A 1,767-nucleotide genomic window follows, 5' to 3' on the forward strand; every position below is an offset into this window, starting at 1 on the left:
CCGGCCGCGCCGCTGTGGCCGGCCGGCCGGCGGCGGCTGCTCGCCGTGGGGCGGCTCAGCCATTACAAAGGGTTCGAGGTGCTGCTCGACAGCCTGGTCGAGCTGCCCGACGTCGCGCTGCTGCTGATCGGCAGCGGCGAACGCGAGGCCGTCCTGCGCGAGCAGGTGCGCCGGCTGGGTCTCGGCGAGCGCGTCCATCTGGCCGGCCAGGTCGACGACGCCTGTCTGCAGCAGGCCTACGCCCAGGCGGAAATCTTCTGCCTGCCGTCGCTGGATCGCGCCGAGGCCTTCGGCATGGTGCTGCTCGAAGCCATGCGGGCGGGGCTGCCCTGCGTCGCCAGCGCGATCGCGGGCTCGGGGGTCACCGAAGTCGTGCGCGACCACCAGACCGGCCTGCTGGTCGCGACCGGCGATGCGATCGCGCTGAAGGCTGCGCTGGCTGCGTTGACGGCCGATGCCGAACTGCGCCAGCGCTACGGAGAGGCCGGCCGGCGGCGCTGGCAGGACGCCTATCGCCCGGCCGCCGTCATGGCGGCGACGCGTCAGGTGTATGCGGAGGCGCTGGCGGAGCGCGCAGCAGCAGCGCGACGAGACTGAGCGCCAGCGGTGCCCAGTGCAGCATCAGGCGGCTCGACGCCGTCTGGCTGGCGGCCCATTTCGCAGCCGGCGTGAATACGAACAGCACGGCCAGCGCGGCGAGGCCGCCGCCGATCAGCACGGCCAGCAGACCCGTCTCGCGCTCGCGCCACAGTCGTTCGCGCTGCCAGATCAGGCAGCCCGCGAGCAGCGGCCAGAGCAGATGCCAGTTGTATTGACCGAACAGGCCGTTGAAAAAAGCCATCGCCGCGGCCAGTCGCGCGGTTTCGCTGCCGCTCGTGGCCAGGCCGCTGACCGTGTCGCGCACGATCGCGAGCCACGGCAGCTGCAACAGCAGCGAAAGCGCAACCACCGCCAGCACCAGCAGCGCGGAGGCGGCGACTCCGAGCCAGCGCCAGCGCCGCGGCAGCGCCACGAGCACGCCAAGGCCGACCAGCCAGAGCAGCCAGATCACGCCTTCGAACTTCAGCAACGGCAGCAGCGCCGCACAGACGACGGCGAGCAGCAGCTGGCCGGTTTCCTGCGTCTGCAGCCAGCGCAGCCAGCTCAGCGCCGCGAAACTCAGCACGGCCGCGACCCAGAGGTCCGCATAGCCGGCCAACCCCGCATGCACCGACAGCAGCGGCAGCGAAGCGAGCAGATAGGCGAATACCAGGCAGCTCGCCGGCGCGACGCCGAGCGCGCGCCACTGCCCAGCGCAACCGGCGATCAGCGCGAGCCAGAGCAGCGGCCAGGCCGCGGCGATCGCGCCCTCGTTCCAGGCGCCGGCCGCCGCGGCGAACCACAGTTCGACGCGGCTTAGTAGCTCCGGGTAGCGCCAGGCCAGCGCGGTATGCATCGTCGTATCGCTGCTTTGCCACCAGACCGAGGGATCGACGAACGGTACCTGGCCGAGTTCGAACCAGGTCTTGGCCTTCAGCGACCAGGCGTTCCAGGCATCCCAGACGAACACCGGGCGCAGCACGGCCTCGTCGAGCACGACGGCGAAACGCAGCGCGATCGGAATCAACAGCAGCCAGAGCCAGCGCGGCAGCGGCGGTACGGGTGCCGCCGCGACGACGGCGGGCAGGCGGCCGCGCTGACGCCAGAACGCGATGCCGGCGAAAACGGCCGTCGCGGTCGCCAGCAGCGGCACGACCGCCGCGAACAGCTGCGCGCCGGCCGGCTCGC

The 1,767-nt window shown here is 71.9% G+C and carries 2 protein-coding genes; one reads left to right on the top strand and one right to left on the bottom strand.

Annotation, left to right across the window (positions count from 1 at the left end):
• A partial coding sequence (locus tag NON22_RS23815) for a glycosyltransferase (RefSeq protein WP_257389469.1) occupies positions 1 to 597 on the top strand: 597 nt, incomplete at its 5' end.
• Here NON22_RS23815 and NON22_RS23820 read toward each other — a convergent pair.
• Positions 527 to 1,767 (bottom strand): hypothetical protein (locus tag NON22_RS23820; protein WP_257389470.1); only part of this gene is annotated, 1,241 nt, incomplete at its 5' end. The genes NON22_RS23815 and NON22_RS23820 overlap by 71 nt on opposite strands.

Source organism: Tahibacter caeni, from assembly GCF_024609805.1.
Lineage (GTDB): Bacteria > Pseudomonadota > Gammaproteobacteria > Xanthomonadales > Rhodanobacteraceae > Tahibacter > Tahibacter caeni.